Annotated in this window: 12 protein-coding genes; 5 read left to right on the forward strand and 7 right to left on the reverse strand. The window is 34.7% G+C overall.

Going from position 1 to position 22983, the window contains the following annotated elements; genetic code table 11:
• Positions 1-16 precede the first annotated feature (16 nt).
• The 7 genes from C1H87_RS08255 to C1H87_RS08285 form a co-directional block, all read right to left on the reverse strand.
• The gene (locus C1H87_RS08255; RefSeq protein ID WP_102755353.1) at positions 17-1576 is read right to left on the reverse strand and encodes a family 20 glycosylhydrolase; all 1560 of its coding nucleotides are present in this window, start codon (positions 1574-1576) and stop codon (positions 17-19) included.
• A gap of 7 nt (positions 1577-1583) precedes the next feature.
• Complete coding sequence (locus C1H87_RS08260) at positions 1584-4007, reverse strand: glycoside hydrolase family 88 protein (RefSeq protein WP_158655161.1); 2424 nt, start codon at positions 4005-4007, stop codon at positions 1584-1586.
• A 141-nt stretch (positions 4008-4148) separates the two neighbouring features.
• Positions 4149-6605: a glycoside hydrolase family 88 protein gene (locus C1H87_RS08265; RefSeq protein ID WP_158655162.1), complete on the reverse strand. Its 2457-nt coding sequence runs from the start codon at positions 6603-6605 to the stop codon at positions 4149-4151.
• Between the two features lie 16 nt (positions 6606-6621).
• Entirely contained in the window at positions 6622-8874 is a 2253-nt protein-coding gene (locus C1H87_RS08270) for an alpha-N-acetylglucosaminidase (protein ID WP_102755356.1), read from the reverse strand.
• Positions 8875-9516: 642 nt separating this feature from the next.
• Positions 9517-11445, reverse strand: coding sequence for a glucosamine-6-phosphate deaminase (gene nagB / locus C1H87_RS08275; RefSeq protein WP_102755357.1), 1929 nt, complete (start codon positions 11443-11445; stop codon positions 9517-9519).
• Positions 11446-11498: 53 nt separating this feature from the next.
• Positions 11499-12824 (reverse strand): sugar MFS transporter, encoded by a 1326-nt coding sequence (locus tag C1H87_RS08280; protein ID WP_102755358.1) that lies wholly within the window; start codon positions 12822-12824, stop codon positions 11499-11501.
• Positions 12825-13421: 597 nt separating this feature from the next.
• Complete coding sequence (locus C1H87_RS08285) at positions 13422-15842, reverse strand: bifunctional aminotransferase class I/II-fold pyridoxal phosphate-dependent enzyme/GNAT family N-acetyltransferase (RefSeq protein ID WP_102755359.1); 2421 nt, start codon at positions 15840-15842, stop codon at positions 13422-13424.
• A 540-nt stretch (positions 15843-16382) separates the two neighbouring features.
• On the opposite strand from C1H87_RS08285, the gene C1H87_RS08290 reads away from it, so the two are divergent.
• From C1H87_RS08290 to C1H87_RS08310, 5 genes are all read left to right on the forward strand, one after another.
• A complete protein-coding gene (locus C1H87_RS08290) occupies positions 16383-16760 on the forward strand; it encodes a DUF7793 family protein (RefSeq protein ID WP_102755360.1) in 378 nt (125 codons plus the stop codon).
• Positions 16761-16773: 13 nt separating this feature from the next.
• A complete protein-coding gene (locus C1H87_RS08295; protein WP_102755361.1) occupies positions 16774-17157 on the forward strand; it encodes a DUF7793 family protein in 384 nt (127 codons plus the stop codon).
• A 112-nt stretch (positions 17158-17269) separates the two neighbouring features.
• Complete coding sequence (locus tag C1H87_RS08300) at positions 17270-18256, forward strand: helix-turn-helix domain-containing protein (protein WP_102755362.1); 987 nt, start codon at positions 17270-17272, stop codon at positions 18254-18256.
• A gap of 121 nt (positions 18257-18377) precedes the next feature.
• Complete coding sequence (locus tag C1H87_RS08305; RefSeq protein ID WP_102755363.1) at positions 18378-19370, forward strand: helix-turn-helix domain-containing protein; 993 nt, start codon at positions 18378-18380, stop codon at positions 19368-19370.
• Positions 19371-20167: 797 nt separating this feature from the next.
• Positions 20168-22831, forward strand: coding sequence for an outer membrane beta-barrel protein (locus tag C1H87_RS08310; protein WP_102755364.1), 2664 nt, complete (start codon positions 20168-20170; stop codon positions 22829-22831).
• Positions 22832-22983: the final 152 nt, after the last annotated feature.

The following is a 22983-nucleotide window of genomic DNA, read 5'->3' on the forward strand; positions in this document are numbered from 1 at the left end:
ATTGACTAATAGCAATTTATTTTTTCTCTTCTTTAAAGTTATGGTTAAGTAGTAAACTGTCCTGTTTACTGTCTTTTATTAGTAAGGACAATTTCTCGTCCGTGCTATCAAGGTGTTTCATAAACACCTCGTAAGACACTTTTTTGGATGTATTCCAAATACGCTCATTAAGGGCTGGTAATCGTCTTCTTAAACTAGGGATTTCTACCTTATCCTGCTGTTCCCAGGAACACATTTGAGCACCTATAACTAAAGGCGTTTTTTCAAGTTGAATCGGGACTATTGATGGAGCTTTTGAGAACCAGTTTTCCCATCGCCACATATTCCAGTTATAAATGGTTTTAGGTTCCCATTTCTTCTGGTTTACTACGTATAACGGTTTCCAGGAAGTATTTACTACCGTATACCCATCTTCTACAAGATGATTGGGTAAATACTTATTGGTTTCAAACTCAAAAACAATAATGTCTTTCGGAATTTCTATGGTGCCTTCTCTTTTAAAACCTTCCCAAACACACATTTGCTTACCATATTTCTTTACTATTTTGTTTACACGTACAATAAAATGGCGATACAATTCGTGCACATCTTCACCCAGCTCATGTTCTTTCATATATGCTTGTACCTTTGGGTCGTTTGTTACTTCATTAAAAATAGCTTCATCGCCACCTATATGAAAATAAGGAGAGGCTTTAAAAACCGATGTTAATTCCCTTATAAGCACATCAATAGCTTCATAGGTTTTTTCATTACCCATGTTAATGATCCAAGGATTTTTTTCAACGTCTTTAATGGCAAATATTTCAGGGTATTTTTTTACAAACGGACTTGAATGACCTGGTATATCAATTTCTGGTATAATGGTTACCCCTCGTGCTTGAGAATAGGCTTCCAATTCTTCCAACTCTTCAAAACTGTATGTTTTTTCAGGCGTTGATAATTTTGAATATTCTTTTGATGGTAATGTATAAGATTGATAGTCTGTAAAATGCAAATGCACATAGTTAGACTTATAAAACGATGCCATCTGAATAAACTTCTTAACGGAAGCTACGGGATGCCACGCTCTGGCTAAATCTATCATAAGCCCCCTGTAATTGGCATCTGGATAATCTTTTATGGCAAGCACAGGAAATCCTAGTAAGCCATCTTGCACTGTTGCTAGTTGTAAAAGCGTTGTTCGCGCCATAGCAAGTGCTTGATAACTTCCTCCGGTAACTGCTATAACGTTATTAATAGTAAGACGATATTCCTCCTTAGCCAATTTAGTATCAATATCAAAAAGGATATCTGTATTGCTATTTTTCTCTTTAGAAATCTTTAAATCGATCTTAGTAAGATCATGAATCTCTTCTTTAAATATTTTAAGTAAAGGTTTCACCTCTGTATTGGGCGCATATATTTCACTTTCGGCCGAAAGAAATACTTGATTTGGTGTTTCTATTATTTCTTTAGGTAAAGGAAGTATTTCCACACTTCCTGAAAATGGTTTTATTTCCGTGCTTTCTTTGCATGATATTAATATTGTTACGACAATAAATAGTAATGCAAATTGTTTTAAAAAGATATGACGCATCTCCTCTTTATTTTTTGTTTTTTGAGGCCGTAATCATTTTATGAGTCTCGCTGCCTGCCATTAAAAAAGCACCGGTACCGTATACATGCCAATTTTCTGGGGTGAATTTTCGTGGATCGATACCTTCTGGCTGTACATTTCCTAAGCGTCCATTTTTGTTTACGCTAGTACAGAGTGCTTTCCAACCTTTTAATACTTGTGGTTTATACTTTTGGTCTATCAATCCATTATTAATTCCCCATGCCAGGGCATATATATAAAACGCACTTCCGCTTACTTCACCAACATCTTGATATTCGGGATCTAAAAGACTAACACGCCACATGCCATCTTCGCTTTGTAGTTCTAATAACTTAGCAGCCATATCACTGTACAACTTTATATACTTGCTTCTGCTTGAATAGTCTTCTGGCATAGCTTCCAATATTCTTGCTATACCTGCCATAACCCAACCATTACCTCTACTCCAAAATATTTTCTTTCCATTTTCTGAGCGCTTTTTAAAATAACGATCGTCTCTGTATATTAAAGAATCTTCTTTTGAATAAAGATAATCTACAGTAACCCAGAACATGGTATTCATATAGTCCAAATACTTCTTCTCTCCGGTTACTTTTGCCATTTGGGCAAAGGCAGGAGGTGCCATAAATAAGGCATCACACCAAGTCCACCATTCAACAAAGTACGGATTGTTGGCAAATCGAACATCTGCCATATATTTCCGTCTTGTTGATAAATGAATATCCATAGCCCATTTGCTATATTCTATCATTTTGGGGTCTTTGTCCAAATTATACAACCACGCCCAATTAGAAATAATTTTTAATTGATCTGCATAAAAAATGTTATCGAGAGGTTTCCAATTAGCGTGCTGCCCAACATTCACCATTTCTTGTTTATAGCGATCTTCTCCCGTGAGTTCGTACAATTCTTGTACACCAACAAAATAAGTTCCCCAATGCCACTCAAGAAGTCTTTTAAGGTCGTATGGATTAGCAAATTGCCAATCTGCAGTTTGACGCATAATATCAACAATTTGATTAGGCTCTAATGGGTTTGTAATTGTTGGGGATTGTAACCCCATTTTTATGGAACTATGATAACGGTCTTCCCATGGAATTTTGGTCCAAGACTGATGGCTGTAAAACTGATAACTTGTGTTTTGCATCCATAACACCTGTAAAGGGTTATCTTTTTTTGCACCTCTTACTGCAAAGGGACGTACATTATCTTTTTCTGATCCTTTGGTAATAAAGTCGACTTTCCATGATTTACCATCATTTTTAGTCACCCACTTTTCTATTTCAAATACAGAATCTCGTTTTACAGAAAGGTATACCTCATTGGTATTTTCATGATCAATGTTTATTCCTCCTGAATAATTGGGCTCCATTTCTTTTTTACCCTTAGCCGTTTTAGGGAACCATGCTCCAGAATTAATCAGGGTTCTATTCACCCAGTTTTTCCCTGTCCATTTGGCATAACAATAGTAATGTGCTGTATCTGTTGGGAATTTGGTATAGGCGATTACTGGATTTCCTTTTTCATCTTCTGCTATATCCCAGTTCCATGCTTTTGCGCCTCCTTTTTTGGCGTCGTATACCTTATCCAATTCTTCTGGTCTTAAAGGTAAATCTGCTATGTCTTTTATCTTATCTCCATTAGCCTTGTAGAACGCACCATTTTCATAGTACGTGTAATATATGCTATTGTCCTTTTCGTTTCTGGGATGACCATCGGTGAATGTAAAGTGTATTTTTTTATCGCCATTGGAGTATACTTTAGTATATGGACGTCTGAAACTGTAAATAGGGTCTGGCATCATTAGTATCCGCCCTTTTGCCCATGTATCGCCATTGTCATCACTTTGAGAATAACTTGGCTTACCATCTATACCTCTCCAGAACAGGTAAATTCTTCCTTTTTCAGATTCTAAACGAATGGGGTGACTATAATCTTGAGAAAAGGACGAATTTGGTTTAGGCTTTAAATTTTCATCATTTAAATATAATTCCTGGACCTTATTCCATTCTAATATATCTTCGGCATTTTTTGATTTAATTAAATATCCCGGAGGTGCTACTGATGAATTCCCATAGCCGTGTCTGTTAAAAAAGACCAATAGTTTCCCTGCTTCATCAAACAAAATGGATGGATGATCATGATCGTCTACTTCCAGGTTTTTTTCAACTATATGTGTTGTTATTTGTTTGGTATCATGATCGTAACTCCCTATAGTAATATTACCATAATTATCGATCCATCCAGAATAGGTGCGTTTGTGCTTCCCTTCAAAGTAAACGGCTCTAGGATCTGTAAACCAACACCAAGACCCATTAAATGTCATTGATTTATATGATTCGCTATGGTTACCAGTAGTTTTGTTAATTTTTGTCTTAACTAAGTTTTGCTGAGCACTTAATGTTAACATCGTCGCAAACAATATAAAAACGCTTATGTTTCTCTTCATACTATACTTAATTCCTTTTTATTTATTGATATTTATCTTTATCTCTCTCTACCACCTTTTTAAAACAACCGTTAAGTTATTTTCAAAAGGTTTACTATTATTTTATTTACTACCTCCCATTAGCTGATAAATTTCCTTTCCAGCCATTAAGAAGGCTCCTGTTCCGTAAACTTGCCAATCATCTTCTTTAAACTTATAAGGGTCTACACCATCATATTGCACACTGCCCAACCTACCATTTTTATTTACTTTATCACATAATGCAATCCAACCTTTTTCAACTGCGGGTCTGTGTTTCATATCTAAAATACCATTATTGAGCCCCCAAGCCATTGCATATATGTAAAATGCGCTACCGCTTGTTTCTCCTACATCAAAAAATTCAGGATCTAGTAAACTTGCTCTCCACATACCGTCCTCTTTATTTTGAAGTTCAAGAAGTTTAGCTGTCATTTCATTATACATTTCAATGTATTTTGGCCTACTTGGATAGTCTTGAGGCAAAAGATCCAGAATTCTAGTTACAGCAGCTATTACCCAGCCATTACCACGTCCCCAAAATATTTTTTTACCGTTTTCTGATCGTTTTTTGAAGTAGCGATCATCTCTAAACATCAAAGAGTCTTCTTTTGAATATAGATAGTCTTTTGAAATCCAGAACATCCTGTCCATATAGTCCAAATACTTTTTCTCACCAGTTACATCCCACATTTTAGCGAAAGCTGGCGGGGCAACAAAGAGTGCATCACACCAAGTCCACCATTCAGTAAAATAAGGGTTGCCCGCAAATCTAACATCTGCTTTTCTAGCAGTGCGTAAGCCTATATGAGCATCCATAACCCATTTGCTGTGTTCAATCATTTTTGGGTCTTTATCCTCCTCATATAACCATGCCCAATTAGACATTACCGTGGCCTTATCTGCATGAAAAATCTCGCCACCTATAGAATAGTTTGCGTGTTCCCCTACATTAATCATTTCTTGTTTATAACGGTCTTCCTTTGTTAATTCATAAAGCGCCTCAACACCAACATAGTATGTACCCCAATGCCAGTCGATAACTTGTTTAAGGTCAAACGGGTTGGCAAACTGCCAATCGGCAGTTTGGCGCATAACATCTATAATCTGTTTAGGCTCTAATGGGTTGGTGATTTCTGGAGATTGAACCCCAATTTTAATACTACTGTGAAAGCGTTCATCCCATGTGGTATTAGTCCAAGCGGCATGACTGTAAACGATGTATTTAGTGTTTTGCATCCACAATACTTGTAAAGGGTTTCCTTTTTTTGCGCCTCTTACTGCAAATGGACGGATATTGTCTTTTTCAGAACCTTTAGTAATAGGTTCCACTTTCCATGAATTCCCATTGTTCTTTGTTGTCCATTTTTCAATTTCAAAGACAGCATTTCGTTTTACAGATAAATAGATTTCGTTTGTGTTTTCATGATCGATATTCATGCCTCCAGAATAGTGAGGCGCCCATTCTTTTCTTCCCTCTTGTGTTTTAGGAAACCAACTACCTGCATGAACAAGTGTTTTATTTATCCAATCCTTTCCAGACCATTTTGCATAACAATAATAATGTGTAGTATCTGTTGGAAACTTAGCATAGGCTATTACGGGATTCCCTTTTTCATCTTCGGCAATATCCCAGTTCCAAGCTTTTGCACCGCTTTTTTTGGCATCATAAACGATATCTAGTTCCTTTGTTTTTAAAGGTAAATCTTCTATGTTTTTTATTTTTTGGCCATTTGCTTTATAAAAAGCCCCATTTTCATAATAGGTATAATATATATTGTTATTTTTCTCTTTATCTGGATGGCCATCTGTAAATGTAAAATGTATTTTGCTTTCACCATTGGAATACACTTTTGTATAAGGTCTGCGAAATGCATAAATAGGATCAGGCATATATACAAACTTACCTTTACTCCAAGTCTCACCGTTATCATTACTTATGGAATAAGTGGGTTTACCATCAATGCCTCTCCAAAAAAGATATAGTCTTCCTTGTTCTGCTTTTAACTTAATGGGATGGCTGTAGTCTTGAGAAAAAGAAGCATTTCGTGATGGCTTAAGTTTTTCATCATTTAAATACAATTCCTGAACTTTTTTCCATTGCAAGATATCCTCTGGATTCTCAGCACGAATTAAAAACCCTGGAGGAGCTATTGTATCTTCACCATAACCATGTCTATTGAAAAAAACAAGCAGTCTTCCTGCTTCATCAAATAGTAATGATGGATGGTCATGATCATCTACCTCCAAATTTTCTTCCACGATATGAGTTGCAATTTCTTTTGTGTCATGATCATAAAAGCCTATGGTTATGTTCCCATAATTATCAATCCAACCAGAATAGGTGCGTTTGTACTTGCCTTCAAAATAAACAGCTCTTGGGTCTGTATACCAACACCAAGATCCATTAAACGTAAATGATTTATAGGATTCACTGTGGTTACCAATCGTTCTGTTAACTTTTGTCTTAACTAAATTTTGTTGCGCATTTAATGTTAGCATAGACACAAACAATACTAAAACACCTATACTTTTTTTCATTTTACAACTATAATTGTTAGTGGGCTTTATTAAAATACGATTGATATTCATTGATAATGCCGGGTGCTACTTCAAATATATTACCTGTTGGCTCAGTTGGATAAAGCTCGTTTGAATGTGTCCAATTATAATCAATTTCACGTACTGCACTATCATATGCTCTTGCATCGAATACTGTATTTTTCTCAAGGCTTTCTTTTAATGTATTAATAAATAACTCCCAACGTGGTTTATAATACCCTGAGAATAGTCCATTCCAAGTTTTTCCTGCGTAGTCACGTAAACCACCTTCTTTCCATGGTTGCCATATGGTTATTATGGTACGTGCGTTATTTTCGAAATACGTTTTCTCTTCTGGAGTGTTACCCCATGATTTAGCATCTTCCAACCACTTTCCTAACAAAAAGTTTTCGTTGGTTCCTGTTACTGTTTCTAAATCATCTAATAACTTAAGTAGGTTATTCCCTGCTTTATTTAAAGCATTTATATCTTTATTTTGGTATGCCTCACTTATATCGTGTATAAATCGATGCGAAAACATATGCAGGTATTCTCTGTACACATGGGTCATATCAAACTTAAAGGTTTCACTATCTTGTAATTCTGGTGCTAATTCCAAAAAGAGCTTAGCGACTTCACTAAATTCGTATGTATCAAAATCCCAGGCAAAACGGTCTTCGTCTGTAATTGCTATTTTTTCTCTTACGTGCCTTATGTCTTCTTTAGATTTATCTATAGCCACCAATCGCGGGGTTGTTATTAATGGAGACCACATGGTACGCGTTCTGCCATAAACTGTTTTTAGCATTTTCTCCCAAGTTTGTTTTGCTTTAGGGCTTGTTGTATTATATCTGCGTAATGCGTAATCCCCTATCCATTTCTCTAATTCAATAATATCTGTATCCCAAGCACGCTCGTAAATGAATTCTTGTATAACGGGATTAAAGCCTATACCTTCTGGAATTACACCAATACCTCTAAGGTTATTTTTTCCTTCGGCTTTGAATGCGGTTTGAAAGTTTTCTTGCATAACCTTCAAATCACCGCTTATATTTACTTTTTGGTCTTCATTACAAATTACATTCCAAATCCATGGCTGACCGTAAAATGATTCGGTTTTATCCCAAGTCGGGAACTTTTCGCCATATAAATCTAAAACAATGGCTTTATTTTTTGGTATGGCTTCCAAGAAAGCACGTCCTTGTTCTGGCTGCCAAAAATCTTTTTTGAAGAAGAAAAACCACCCTTGAATGACCCAAGTTGCTTCAGGGTCTGCTGACGCCATAGATTGGTAAACTGATTTGCTGACTTCTTTTAAAAATTCTGGGTCGTTAGACGGTGGATCAACCTCTATAAAACAATCTGCATCATACAAATGATCTGTACCATACATTTCGGTTTGCTTTTCAATAAACAGTTTTCCTATTTTTTGAAATAAATCGTCTGTTGGATCTAGAAAATGGGTTCCTGGAATTCCTGCCCAAGGTTCAATTTGGGTTATTTTAGAGTTAGGGTATAATTCTTTTAGTGTTTCAGGTACATGTCCTGTAAAACCTTGTAACACTGGTTTCATTCCCAGTGAACGCATTCTTTTTAATATCTTTTTTTGTAATTCGGATCGTCGTGAAATCCAACTCTGCGGAAGCGGACCTCCTAACCCATCTATATTACCCATCCATCCCCAAGGAAGATGCGCTGGACCTACAAAAAAATCTTCTAGCTGTTTGTCTGTTAGTCCTAATTCGTTATAAACTTCTTTCCATACGGCTTCTTGACCAATCATCGCCAATGGCATATTAACACCCTGTAATGCCATATAATCTATCATTTGCTCCCAACGTTCCCAGTCCCACCAAGGCATTGAGTAACCGTATGTACAATAATTAAATATATAACGATATTCAAAAGGGGTTTCTACTTTTATAGCCTCGGTAAGGGCTGGTAATGTTTTAGGAAGATCAACCTGATTGTAATTTAAAGAGATCTGAGCATTACAGTAATTTTTTAAATACCAATACAGCCCCGAACTCATTGAAACAGCATTGTTCCCTTTAATGAGGATTTTTTCATCTACACTGCTTATTTCAAAAACATCCTTGTTGCTTTTTAAATCTGAAAACTCTTGAAAAATAAATTTATCCTTATGATTAGGGACAATTCTCTCTAAAAGATCATATGACTCTTTTTCAAAAGAGGTAAGATTTCTTTTTTCTTTACAACCTACTAGGGTTGCTATAAACAAAATAGGGATTAGAAATTTTAATTTCATCAATATTTTTTCTTTTTAAGTTTTTAAATTACACTATATATTCGGTTATTCAGCACTACTTTAAAAAATAAGATTTATCACTCTAACATAAAACCTTTAAGAGTTTATTTACCATAGCATTTTGCACATACGGTCATCTACAAAATTATCTTAAGAGCTTTCACTATAATGATATGAGAGTTCCAAATTCATGTAAAATCATACTAAAACACCCTGAAGCCATTGCTTCATAAACTTCTAACTAAAACAACATTAATTGCTTTAATAAGCATCTTTAAACTCTTTTTTATAACACAAAACGCTATCATTTCGACTCACATTTTTGTATTGCAACTTGAACTTTATATTCGTTAAGTATCAAATCTTGTGTATTTGTATTTTGAAGTATTCAAAAAAAACATGTTATCAAAAACATGCGCGTTAATAATAATGGTGAGGTTATAACTAGTCCTTTACTAGCAACATCTATTTTAAGGATTATAAAAATTATAGACTTAAAAAACACCAAAACTACCGTAGTTTTTTCGTTAATAAGACCTGCCACATGTTCTTATCTAAATGCATAGAAAAAAACACCGTGACATGGTCTTGACTAACTCAAACTAAACTTAAACTAAACTTAAATAAACAAACTTAATTTACTTAATATCTTAATCTAACAAAGGCTTCCATAGCTGCATATCTGGATAATCCCAATTGGTTATACAGTTCTGCTGTTTCTCTATTTCTATCTTCTGCTCTTTGCCAAAATTCTCTAGTATCTGATCCTTGAAATACGACACCGTCTTTTTGGGATTGGTGCTTAAATATTCCTTTTCGTTTTTCCAATACCTGATCCGGGCTCATTGGTACAGCCATTTCTATTTCGTCTATCTCCCATTCTTGCCAAGCGCCTCTGTATAGCCACACCCAACAGTCTTGCATGTACTTTTCCGATTTTAATTCTGATAGTGCCGCTTTTACAGCATCCAGACACACTTTATGAGTACCGTTGGGGTCTGCCAAATCGCCAGCCACATATATTTGATGAGGCTTGATCTGTTTGATTAAATCTACGGTTACCTGAATGTCCGCTGCCCCTAATGGTTTTTTCTCTATGGTGCCTGTTTCATAGAACGGAAGTTCCATGAAATGAATCTGGTTATCTGGAATACCCACAAATTGACAGGTAGCCCGAGCTTCTCCTTTTCTTATGAGCCCTTTAATGTGCCTTACTTCGGAGATATCTATCTCGCTGGCCTTTTTGTTCTTTAGAAACTTTAATGATTTTTTATAAATGTCTACTGCCTCTTTACTTTCTATTTGGAAATGGTCATTATAATCGCATACAAAGCTGGCAAAACGGAGTGCTTCACTGTCTAAAACAGCTATGTTTCCAGAAGTTTGGTAGCCTACATGTACTTCGTGTCCTTGTTCTTGCAGGCGCTTAAAGGTACCTCCCATGCTAATAATATCGTCGTCGGGATGCGGACTGAATATAAGCACACGCTTTTTTGAAGGTTCTGCTCTTTCTGGGCGATGAGTATCTTCTGCATTGGGTTTACCTCCCGGCCAACCAGTGATGGTATGTTGGAGCTTATTAAAGATTTTTATGTTGATATCGTATGCAGGTCCAGAATCGGCTAACAAATCGCTCATTCCGTTTTCTATATAGTCTGCATCGGTTAGCATTAAAATGGGCTTTTTTAAGTGTAGCGCCAAACCTAGTACCGCTTTGTGAATTAGTTTCTCCGTCCACTTTATTTTTTCTACCAACCAGGGCGTGTTTATACGGGTAAGTTTGGAGGCTGCTTCTTTATCCAGTATGAAGGTTGCATTATTATGCTCTTGTAGGTATGATGCAGGCACTTGAGAGACTACAGCGCCTTCCACAGATTTTTTTATGATATTGGACTTACTCTCACCCCAAGCCATAAGGATAACGCGCTTGGCTTCCATTATTTTTTTTACACCTAGGGTAATAGCGGTTCTTGGCGTATTATTTAACCCTAAAAAATCTTTACTAGCCGCTACTCTTGTGGTATGATCTAAGGCGACCAATCGGGTTTTTGAGTTTTGTAGTGAGCCAGATTCGTTAAAACCAATGTGGCCATTACCTCCTATACCTAATATTTGTAAATCGATACCACCTAATACCTCTATTTTTGCCTCATATTGACTACAGTATTGGGCGATTTCTGCTTTAGTAAGGGTACCATCGGGAATATGGGTGTTTTCTGGGAGAATATCTACTTGATCAAACAACAGTTCTTTCATGAAACGTACATAACTGTTAACAGAATCTGGTTCCATAGGGTAATATTCGTCCAAGTTAAAAGTTACAACATTCTTAAAACTAAGACCTTCTTCTTTATGCAAGTGTACCAACTCTGCGTATAGTCCTTTTGGAGATGAGCCCGTCGCTAAGCCTAATATGCAAGGTTGTTTTTGAGATTGCTTCACTTTTATGAGATCGGCTATTTCTTTGGCTACTGCTTTCGAGGCGGTCACTGAATTTTCATAAACTACAGTTTCAATGTTTTCAAAACGTTTTTCGAAACCGGTGGCTTTATCAATTGGACTCTTTAACATCAATTTTATTTTTTGGGTTGTATTTATTAATGATTTTCTAATTCAATTATTCTTTAGCTTCTACCCCAACTTTTGTATTTGTATCCCCAGATGGCAAAAAACAGAATTAATGCATAACAGGGTATCAAAATCCAATAACTACTTGTTGAGGCTTCAGATAATGCTTTTGATTCTTCTATGCCGTTACTTATTAACTCCAGCTTTTTTGAGTCTACTATTCTCCCATATAAAGGGGGAATTATTGCTCCTCCAGATATAGCCATAATCAATAAAGCTGATGCTGTTTTTGTAAATTTCCCTAACCCTTCCAAAGTCAATGGCCATATAGCCGGCCAAACCAATGCATTCGAAATTCCTAAACAGGCTACGAACAAAACAGATGTAAAGCCCGTTGTTAGTAAGATCAATATGCTAAAAATAATTCCCAATGCTGCACTTATTTTCAATGCTGCGCCTTGTTTTAAGTATTTGGGTATTAATAGAACTCCTAATGCATAGGTTATAACCATGGCTAAAAGGGTTAGAGTTGTAAAGAATTTTGCGTCTGAGGCAGGAAAGCCTAATGAAATACCGTAAGCTATTATGGTATCTCCGGCTATAACCTCAGCTCCTACGTATACGAAAAGTGCCAGCACTCCTATCCACAAATGCGGAAATTGAAAAATATTCGTCTTTGTGGTGGCTCCTGCTTCTGTGTCTTCTGCTTCTGCCGCTTCTACATGCGGAAGATGTGCTTTTCTAATAAGCAAACCTAAAATCAGTAATACAACTGCCATGATAACATACGGCATAAAAACACTATCGGCCATCGTGTCTAAAAGAAGGCTTTTTTCTTCTGCAGAAGCATTTGTTAATTGATCTTTAACTTTGTCGATACCAGACAACAACAGCGCCCCGAATATAAGAGAACCCAATGCTCCTGCTATTTTATTGGCTATACCCATAATAGCTATACGCCTAGCACCACTTTCTATGGGACCTAATATTGTAATGTATGGATTGGCTGCGGTTTGTAATAAGGTCATACCAATACCCTGAATAAAAATTCCTGTTAGGAATACCCAATAAGTTCTTGCCTCTGCTGCCGGAATAAAAACAAGCGCCCCAACAGCCATTATTATTAGTCCAAGGGACATCCCCTTTCTATAGCCTATTTTATTTAGTATATAGGAAGCTGGCAAAGCCATCACTACAAAGGATATATATGATGCCGAAGCCACCAAATAAGATTGTGCATCTGTTAATTCGTTTATCGTTTTCATAAAAGGAATAAGCGCCCCGTTGATCCAGGTAACAAATCCTAAAATAAAAAACAGACCCGCTATAATTAATATGGGTACTAAATGATTTTTTGGCGACACGCTTGGTGATGCTGTCATATTTTAATGTTTTAAACGAAATATTACACTTCTTAATAAAACACTAAGAAGTCGTAAACAAAAATAGAACAGACCTCTTGCCGCTACTTATAATGCTGTACCATTTACTTATAAAATCGTACTTGAAACTATTTTATAAGAAATTTAAACCAACTTCGCCACATGTGATTACCGCTATAAAAAACCAACATAAAACACTCTATTACAAAATATTAAAAGAATATCACTCTTACTTTTTTATTTAAAACAGCATCTTTACAATCGGAAAATCTTAACCGTTTTTAAAACTCGTCCAATGCCCCCAGCTTATATTTTGGAAATAAAAAAGAGGCTGTCTAAAAAGTTCTTGAATTGTCATTTTGAGCACTTCGTCTGCGCTCAGCATAAACTAAAGTCGAAAAATCTCAATATCCTAATAAACAGATATTTAATTTTTAAGAGATTCTTCACTATGTTCTGAATGACACTTTTTTAGACAGCCTCTTCGATTTAAATTTACTTTTTGGGTAGTCTTATAACAATGGCATTTTTAAAACAGAACTAGGCTGTTTAACCATCTGGAAGTACCTCTCAAGACAATAATTAATATAACACTAATTACTTATTTTGCATGACGCCCATCAACTCTAAAGAAAAGTTGTCCTTGGCTTGTATATAAGACGTTTTCGGGATAATTGTAGCACCTACTTTTTTCTTTTCGAAAGATGCTGTCATACCAAAATCAATCTGTTTAAATCCAAGCTCTGTAGCACGTTTAACTGTTTGGTATAACAATTGTCTATAAACCTGATGTTCGTCTGTGTAATCATAATCCATACCAATAAAGGCTGGCGTATACGTATGTTCTAAATTTTTATAACAAAACATAACACCTACCGGAATATGTGATCGTCCAACGTTATATTCCTTTTTTAAGTAGAGCACTAAAAATTCCCAATTAGGGTGCTTAGCCATCATAGTAAACAGCTTTTTGGGCAGAGGAAACATGTTTAGAGCGAGATTGTTTTTATTTACATTGCTATATAGCTCATAAAATTGATCTATTTGTTTAGGTGTAGACTTGTTGTTATATACTACCTTGAAACGCTCCTCGTAGGGCTGAATATCTTTCTTGAAATGTTTCCTGGAACGTGTAGACAATGCTTCTGGGTACTCTTCTATTGTTTTCCAATGAAGATCCAGTATTTGACAAGAATCTGGCATTACAGTTTTAATAAATCCTTGTTGGTGGAATAACTGGCTTAGTTTCTCTTCGTTTTCAAAATCTCTCAACACCACCCAATTTGAATTAAACTGTTGCTCTAACTCTTCAACTTTATCCAACATCTGCTTTATTGCCAATTCCCAATATGGGTGCGACTTATCTAAATACAGGTGTTCTCCCTCTGTAAAAGGCGACCCCATACCTAGCACCTTTGAGGTAAGGTAATAGGGATCTTCTTTTCGTATTTCCTCTAATTTAATTGAAACAGAAATCGGGGCAAGCATATCTTCTTTCCATAGAGCATATGTAAAAAATGTAGCCAATATGGGTACACTTTTTGCATCTTTAATAATGATATAGTGAAAGTCCCAATTGTTTTCTGGGCGTTTGTTATTCTTAAAAACATTTTCGAGAAAAAGCAAGCCATCCCAATCGAAAGCTCCTTTTTTACCCATAAGATTATTCCATTCTTCCTTGCCTATATTCTGAATAGTCTCCTCGTATACTATATGAAAATCGTCAACAATTTTCTTCTTTGGTAACTCATTTAAAACAGGCATTTTAAACATCTTCCTTACTTGATCAGGTGTAGCATGTGTGTCTTCTAGAGCTTTCTGATAATGATACACCATAGCATCTACTAAGCCTTTCATTTCTTCAACCTGATTATGTCGTGAAATAGTTACTCTTATCCCAGTATTCTTCACTGGTACTGCTGGAAATATTCCTAAATTCACAAAAAAGCCTTCCTTCATCAACCTATTTACAAAATTGTATCCGGTAACTGGCATGCCTGTCCCTATGTAAAATACAGGAGAATTATTCTTTTCAACCAAAGGTAAATCTGTTTCCTCTAATAATGTATTAAACAAAGTGACACGCTCTAAAAGTTCGTTTTGGAGCATATAAATCTCTGGGGAAAGGTGAATATCGGCTGATGCAATGGCAGCAGCTACAGAGGCCGGTTCTAATTGCGCCGAAAAAGTTAAGGGCCCTCCAAAAGTTTTAATTTTATGATGCCTTTTTTTATGGTTACACACCGCTACTGCTCCACTAGCTCCAAAAGTTTTACTTAATGTAGTAATTAACAGTACATTTTCAGGCAATTCGTTTAGTTTACTAAGCACATAACCTGTTCCATTTTTTCCTGACCAACTCATACCATGAACATCATCCAGATATAAATGCAACTGCGGGTATTTATCGCATAACGCCATAAGCTCTCCCAAAGGAGCAACATCGCCATACATGGAATACACACCATCTGCCATATACCAAATCCGCTTACATTTAGTTGATAGTTTTTTAATCTTATCTTCCAACATATCAAGATTATTGTGCCTGATCATCTCTACAGGCACACTACGAGTTTTAAGCATATTTGCTGCACTTTGCACAGTCCAATGCACCTGATGATCTAGAATTATAGCATCTCCGTCTTCAACAGCGCTGGGAATAACCCCAATATGCCCGAGGGTACTATTTTTTGTTATAATAGTGGGTGCATTAAATAATTCGGTAATCTTTTCTTCAAGTTTACGGTATAATGGATGTGAAATATAGGCTTTTGAAAGCGGAAACTGTGTTCCGTACTTATCAATAGCATTCATTGCAGCTCCCTTTAAACGCTTATCTTGCTCCAAACCTAAGTATCCGGTTGTTCCAAAATGAAAAAGATCTTTTTGTTTAACTCTTATTTTTCTTCCTGTAAAGCTGTCTCCTTCTGCATATAAATGCAGTACTCCCTGCTCTTTAGCATCTGTAAAAACCTCATTCACAGTGTCTAGAAAATTATTGTGTTTAATTTTTGCCATTTTGAAATTTGTTAGTAGTTAGTAATGATTTATAGAGGGGCTAGTCTAACTATAAAAAATATGTATGAACATAAAGCTATGAAAATTCAGCGATCAAATCTCATAACAATTCTCATGTCTCAATAAAAAATCCCTTTCAGGCAAGTTTTTATCCTTTTAAGACAAGTTTTATACCAATAAAAAGATGCATTTTGAAATAATAAAGAAAAAAACAAAACACCGTAAAAAGCTTAATTACAAATAATTAACACCTTACAAAGTGAAAACACACACCTCCAAGTTAGGGAAACAAAAAATTAAACACAATATGTATCCAAATTATACTTGCGGTATCAAAAAGTACGGTTTTACCCCAGTTACATTAAAATAATTGTAATTATATTTGTTTTGTTCTAATATATTTTGTTCTAATTTGTTTCACTTTATAAAAGACAAATCTCTCCCCTAGTAAATTAAATTGATACAAAAAAGTTAATGACGACGCATGTATTATTAGATTTAAACAAGTAAAATTTTTAAACCCCTAAATTTTAAAATAACTTGATAGACTATATAGAAAATGAGTATGCAAAATACTGGATTGAAAAAAACATTCTTTATTTTGTTTATAAAGATGGTCTTTCTATTGATTTATCTATAGCTATAAAAGTTGTAGAAGACCGGCTTTTTTTGCAACAAGGAGAGGCCTTTTTAATTCTTTGTGATATGAGAGGAATAAAAAGTATAAACAAAAGCGCGAGAAATTATTTAGCTGTAGAAGGCTCCGTGCTAATTAAGGCAGTTGCCCTATTAATTAACACCCCATTAACTAACGCGATATCTGGTTTTTATATCAAGACGAGCAACCCTACTATTGTAACTAAAGCATTTACTGAAAAAGAAGATGCTCTAAAATTTTTAAATTCGGAAAACCCCTAAATTTATAATAGTTTTGATTGATCATATAGAAAATAAATTTGTTAAATATTGGATTGAAGACGACATTCTTTATACTGTTTATAAGGACGGGGCTTCAATAGATTTATCCGGAGCGATAAAAATCGTAAAAGATCGGCTTTTTTTACAGCAAGGAAAAGACTTCCTAATCTATTGCGATTTGAGAGGCGTTAAAAGTGTAAACAAAAGCGCAAGAAATTATTTTGCCTTAGAAGGTTCTGTTCTAATTAAAGCCGTTGCTTTATTAGTAAACCCTCCTTTGACCAGTGCCATATCTGGATTTTTTCTTAAAGCCAATAATCCCGCTTTTAAAATTCAAATATTTACAGAAAAAGAGGATGCCATTGAATTCTTAAATAATATAAAGACAATTGATTAAAACCCCAAAACTCATGTATCCTTTACTTTTCAAAAAAAATAATCTTTAATTTTTTCTATTTTTAACCGTATCCAAGTTTCCCTAACATTATACAAATCTAAACTAACTACTTATGAACGATGATGAGATTAATAAAGAAAGAATCAGGCAAATACACACTATGCTTTTGGAGTTTGCAAGTGGAAATTTTGCTTATAAGATTGAAAGATCTGACTTGAATGATGATATAGAAGCGCTCACTGCATTAGTTAATATGACCCTTGAAGAAATAAAAGACTCCTTTCTGCACCAGGGGTATGTAAACCTAAATGAAACGTACAAGCATCTGGTTCAAATGTTCTTTGTATTAGATATGGAGAACTCCATAGTAACATTTAACTCTCGTGTAAAACAGATGTTACTTTTTAACGACAATGAATTACAGGAAAAAGATTTTTCTACATTTCTAACTGAAGATTCTAAACTAGCCTGGAAGGGTTTAAAATCAAAGATAATGCATACAAACATGGATTCTCATGAAGAGTTTATTATGCTATCTTTTAAAACGAATCAAAAGTTAATCTTAACAGCTAATTGCCTGGTAAGCAAATTTATAGACCATATTAATCAATCGGAAAGAATAGTCATTACCTCTATCGAGATCATTAAAAGCAGTAAAGAAAGAGAAATTGAATTACAGAAAATTGTAAATTCTGGAAAGAACAAAAATGAAACGATTAAGCCCAGAACGGTCGTTAACAAAAATAAACAGTTAAACCTAAGCTTTTCTGATATAAGAAAAATTAGAAAAGTTCACGATCATATTATAAACAACTTAGATAAACCACTTTCACCTTTAATAGAACTAGCCCATACTTTTGGCACTAATGAATACAAATTAAAGTATGGATTTAAACAACTATATGGAGAAACCGTATTCCGGTTTTTAATTAATGAAAGGTTGAGAAAAGCTTGTGTTTTAATTCAGCATACGGACACATCCATAAAAGAAGTGGCGCATTTAACAGGATTTATTAGTGCTCCCCATTTTTCTAAAGCTTTTAAAGAAAAATATGGGTTCACACCTAGAGACCTGAGAAGGCAATCCAATGACAATTAACCAGTTATAAAAACAGGATTTACAACCCCTTGTGTCTTTTTGAATAAAATAATCTTTAGTTTTTTCTGTTTATATTTATATTAAGTCTCTCAAATATTAACAAATCTAAACTTACTTATTTATGAACGATGATGAGATTAATAAAGAAAGAATTAAGCAAATACACACTATGCTTTTAGAGTTTGCTAGTGGGAATTTTGCTTACAAACTTGAACGATCAGACTTAAATGATGATATTGAAGCGCTTACCGCACTTGTTAATATGACTTTTGAGGAAATTAAAGGTTCTTTTCTGCATCAAGGCTATGTAAATCTAAATGAAACATATAAGCATTTGGTGCAAATGTTCTTTGTTCTGGATACTGAAGGCACTATTGTTGCCTTTAATTCCAGAATAAAACAAATGTTGTTTTTTGACGATGATGAATTACAGGGAGAATCTTTTTCTAAATTTCTAACTAAAGATTCTAAATTAGCCTGGGAAGAACTAAAATCTAAAATAGCTCACACAAATCTAGACTCGTACGAAGAGTTTATTGTGCTATCTTTTAAAACCAAACAAAAACTAATTTTAATGACTAATTGTTTGGTTAGTAAATTCGTAGACCACATCCATCAATCTGAAAGAATTGTTATAACCTCTATCGAAATTATTAAAAGTAGCCAAGAAAGAGAAAACAAACTGCAGAAAATAATAAACTCTGCTAAGGACAAAAATAAGATGGCTATCCCTGATTTATCAAACACAAAAAGTAAACAACTCAACCTTAGCTTTTCCGACATAAGAAAAATTCGAAAAGTTCATGATCATATAATAAACAACTTAGACAAACCTCTTTCTCCACTAATAGAATTAGCACATACCTTTGGAACTAATGAATACAAATTAAAGTATGGTTTTAAACAATTGTATGGAGAAACTGTTTTTCGATTTTTAATTAACGAAAGGTTGAGAAAGGCCAGTCTTTTAATTCAACATACAGACACCTCAATAAAAGAAGTAGCGCATCTTACTGGGTTTGTTAGTGCCCCTCACTTTTCTAAAGCCTTTAAGGAAAAATATGGTTTTACACCAAGGGATCTGAGAAAACAAACCAATAAAAATCAGCCGTAATCAAGTAAAAAAAGAGCTGGCACAAATACAATGAAGTATTGACCAAGCATCGAAAGTTATATTCTTGATGCTTGGTTTCGTTTCTACAAACTCAGCGTGATATACTTGGTATAACATCTCTTTTAATTTAATATTAACCTTTTTTTAGCAAGACAATTTAATTACGAGATTGTCTGTCGGAGCTTGTCGAGGACTCTTAATAAATTCATTTTGCTTTAACCTACACTCAACAGACCGAGCGTGACAAGCGAACCACCTTTTGTCTTTTGATTTATCACACAAAAATCTACTATTAAACTCATTTTAAGATTCATTTTCAATATATTAATTAAAATTTAGCATGATAATCTCTCAAAATAACTGCTATAATTTCCTTAGCTGCATTACATCCTTTTCAGACAAGTTTTAATCCATTTGAGTTAAGTTTTATCCTCGATATTTGTTTCATAGTTGTTAGTTAGTTAGTTGTCTTTTCAACTTCGGTTGCGCCCGGTCACCTTTATTGGGATTTTGGAGATTGAGCGTAGCTGGATTTGAAAAGGACACATTTAATGAATAGTCAATTTATAACACCAATTGGTAATCATTCTCTTAGTATTAACAAAACAGCTTACTCTTAAGAGCTTAAGCTTAATGTATGAATAAAAAAATACACACTTATACGAATATAAGACAGAAAGCCTAAAAGAAATCTTCAAGGAATTCTTTTGGATAGAATGTATCATTTGATAAAAACGGGTTCGAGGAACCTCTTAATATTATAATTGAGCCACATAAGCTAACTAAAATGTAAACGTGTGAAATATTGTGTTTTTATATTTGCAATTCTTTGGGCAACTGGAACTTTCGCACAAACTAAACCTTTTAAAATTTCTGGAACTTTAACTACCGAAGCCGATAAAATGGCTCTAGAAGCCGCCACTGTTTATTTACAACGTGTTCAAGATAGTAGCCTAGTTACTTATACTATTTCAGATAAAAACGGTAAGTTTTCTTTAGAAGGTAAAATAGCAGACAAACGACTAAACCTTTTTATTTCTTATGTAGGCTATAAAACCCATTTTCAATCTATTAACCTAGACAAAGAATCAACCGATTTGGGTACGATTAATTTAAAAACAGACCTCGACGCTCTGGATGAAGTCCTTATAAAAGTAACTCCGCCGGTTGTTATAAAAAAAGATACTCTAAAATTTAATGCTACATCTTTCAAAACTAGAAAAGATGCCAATGTTGAGGAATTATTAAAACAATTGCCCGGGGTTGAAGTTTCCGAGGTAGGAAAGATTACCATAAATGGTAAAGATGTAGATAACATTTTGGTAAACGGGAAACCCTTTTTTAGTAACGACCCAACCATAACAACCAGGTATTTAAAAAAAGAAATTATTGAAAACGTTGAAATTACAGATACAAAAACAAAAGCAGAAGCTTTTGCCGGAGACGAGGGTAAAAAAGAAAAAAAAACAATCAACCTTGTTATAAAAGAAGAAAATAACGACGGTACTTTTGGACAAATAGCAGCTGGTACTGGAACTAATAAGCGTTACGAACTTGCTGGTATGCTCAATCTTTTTGATAACGACCAACGTATAAGTATACTGGCAGGAGGAAATAATGTTAATTCTCCCGGATTTAGTTTTGGAAGAGGGCTTACAAGCGGACAAGGCATTATTACCTCCCAAAACTACGGAGCCAATTATGCAGATAAACTGAAAAAGAACAGTGATATTTCTGCTAACTATTTCTTTTCTAATACTCGTACAGAAAATGACAATATAACGAATCGAGAAAACATCCTCCCCGACTCCAGATATTTTACCAATTCAACTTCAAACTCTTATAGTGAAAACAATAATCACAATGCTAATTTGGGCTTTAATATTGAAATTGACTCTACGCTTTTAATCAATATACGCCCATCATTTACTCTTACTAATAATAAAATAGAAACATCTACCGGTGAAGTATCCAAAGATGATACGAACACCATAACAAATCAATCCGATGTATCCTCATTTTCAGAAACTACAAATAAAAACTTTAACAACTACATGGACATCACAAAACGGATTGGAAAAAAAGGGGCCTATATTAAATTCAACCTCTCAAATAGACACGAGGCCTCTGAATCTGACAAGTTTATAAATTCCGAAACCTTAATTTTTGGAACAACACCCGAAACCATTAGTCGAAATCAGTTAACTGATGGCGATAGGAAATCGCAAGGTATAAATACAACCGCATCATTTAGATGGCCACTAAAAGCAAACCTTTTCTTTTTAGATTTTAAATACAACTATAGAAATGATAAACAAGACAATATAAATAGCACTTATGATTTTGATGAAAACACACAAAGTTTTACAGTATTTAATAAAGACCTAAGTACAGATTTTGAGTATAAAAACAAAAGAAGCACCCCCACTTTAAAACTTACTTACAAAAAAGAAAAGTGGTCTATTGGTTCCGAAGTAGGATATGTATTTAGAACCATGCAAAATACCGACCTTTTAAGACCAGATTTAAGTCTCACCAGAGATTTTGAAACCGTAGAATTGAGATCGTATCTTCACTATCAATTTAATCCAAAATCGTATTTATATGCTAGTTATGGGCTAGATAACATTCCGCCTCAATTATCACAATTACAGCCTTTTCAAGATGTCTCCAACCCTTTAAACACTATAAAGGGAAACCCCAATTTAAAACCTACAAACACACATAGCTTTTACTTTGGTTATAATACTTTTAACTTTCAAAAACGTAACGGTTTCTTTAGCCATATATATGCCAACTTAAGCAACAATCAGGTAGTTACTAAAACAACTATTGACGAAAATTTTGTGAGAAATACCAGTTATGACAATGTAGACGGAGGCTATAGTCTGAATGCCAGCGCAAGCTATAACAAAACCGTAAAAATAGACAGCTTGAAAACACTTAAATATAATGTTGGTCTATCTACTGGAGTAAATAGAACCGTAAACTTTAATAATGATGTACAATATGTTTCGGATAATATATCTTTAACGCCTTATGCCGACATCACCTTTACATGGGACAACGTGATGATGGTTGTCCCTAATTATAGGTTATCTTTTAACAAAACGACATTCGATCTAGACGATTTTGAAAATCAGGAATTTATCAATCATTCAGCAGGGATACAAATAACGACATTCGTACCTAAACGATTTGAATGGCAACACAACATTAGCTTTAATTATAACCCAAACGTAGCCGAAGGTTTTCAAAAAAGCGCTTGGTTTTGGAATACAACTTTGGCTTATGATATGTTTAAAGACCGTGGCACTTTAACTTTGAAGGTCTACGATTTGTTAAATCAAAATACCAATGCCAGACGTATTGCTACCCAAAATTATATCCAAGATTCTCAAAGCACCGTTCTTAAGCAATACTTCATGTTAAGTTTTAGTTGGAAATTCAACAACTTTTGAAGTTAAGTTAACTTGTCATTCAGAACGAAGTGAAGAATCTTTTGAAATAATTCTAAAATTAAACAAATTGCTACACTTCGACTACGCTCAGTGGGCACGACTACGCTCAGTGGGCACGACTACGCTCAGTGGGCGCTACTTCGCAATGACAA

Source organism: Flavivirga eckloniae (genome assembly GCF_002886045.1).
GTDB lineage: Bacteria > Bacteroidota > Bacteroidia > Flavobacteriales > Flavobacteriaceae > Flavivirga > Flavivirga eckloniae.